The organism is Halorubrum sp. C191 (genome assembly GCF_002727095.1).
GTDB lineage: Archaea > Halobacteriota > Halobacteria > Halobacteriales > Haloferacaceae > Halorubrum > Halorubrum ezzemoulense.
The window spans coordinates 1-1,141 of the sequence record NZ_NHNZ01000069.1; the positions used below are offsets into that span (position 1 = coordinate 1).

Annotated in this window: 2 protein-coding genes; both read left to right on the plus strand. The window is 55.7% G+C overall.

Annotated elements, in window-relative coordinates:
- The coding region (locus Z052_RS05980; protein ID WP_144050007.1) for a tyrosine-type recombinase/integrase at positions 1–520 on the plus strand (520 nt) is incomplete at its 5' end.
- Positions 510–1,141: hypothetical protein (locus tag Z052_RS05985; RefSeq protein WP_144050008.1), on the plus strand; the 632-nt coding region annotated here is incomplete at its 3' end. The genes Z052_RS05980 and Z052_RS05985, both read left to right, overlap by 11 nt.

Sequence of the window (1,141 nt, forward strand, 5' to 3'; positions counted from 1 at the left end):
AACGTTCAAAGCTGAGTTACCAAGTCAGGCCCGCTCGGCCGTACAGCAGTATCGCAAGATTCTGGACCCACCGACGGAGGAGTGGCCGGTGTTCCCGACACAGCACGCGCCGTCATTATACGAGTGTGCGCGTACGGAGCTTGGCAATCGCGTAGATAGCTTGGAAGCCGAACTCGAGGCAGACGGTCCAGACGCAGTTCTACGTCGGTATGAGATTTCCCCACCATCGATCACGACTGAGACCGTTCGGAATATCTTCCGCCGACTCTGCAAGGAGGGTGAGATCCCTGTTGAGGGCGAGCACGAGTACTTGAAACCGCACGGAGCGCGCCGCGGTGCTGGCGAGGCCCTCTATCGGGCAGAGGGTGCTTCAGCGGCTCAACGTGCGCTTCGCCACGAAGATCCGTCCACTACATCAAAAATGTACAGTCACATTGAGGCGAGCGAGCAGGCGGAAGTCGCGAGTGACGCATTCGAGAAAATCGACGAACAAACCACGACCGCGGACGATGTCAGCTGAGAACTTCTCGTTTACCCGATTAAGTCCAGAACGAGCGAGTAACGCCTTCACCTCCCACAACCGGGGGAGCAGACGGGAGACCGTCGATATCTCGGCAGTCTTCGAGTCCGGTGATTTGGAGGCGTACGCAATTCAGTACGAAACAACGGCCCAGAAACACTGGGTCCGAATGCACGAGCAGCGTTCAAACGAGAGTTTCGAGCACCTACGGTTGAAGGTTGTACTCGCGGATTTTCTCTACCAGCTCGGGCACGATGTTGCTCGCCCGCTTGAGGAGTGGGAGCAGAATGAGTGGCGAGTTATCGATCGGGACGTAGTGTACACGTGCTTCGAACGGCAGTACTCAAACGGCCGTGCCGACATCGCGTATTTCGAAAATGGCACCCATATTATCGGTGAGGCCGGGAACTGTCCAGCAAAGAAACTCATAAGGGGTGGTGTAGATGCGGATAATGCGGTTTTCTTGCTGTTACCGTACGGTTGGCTGGAATTCGAAACCGAGCGATCAAAGCCAGTAATAGACATCGATGAGATTGATGAGCAGATCTCAGCGGCGGACGCGTTCCCGGCGCTGTTCGATATCACTGCGGAGATTGTGGCCTTCATACTCACGGACATAAA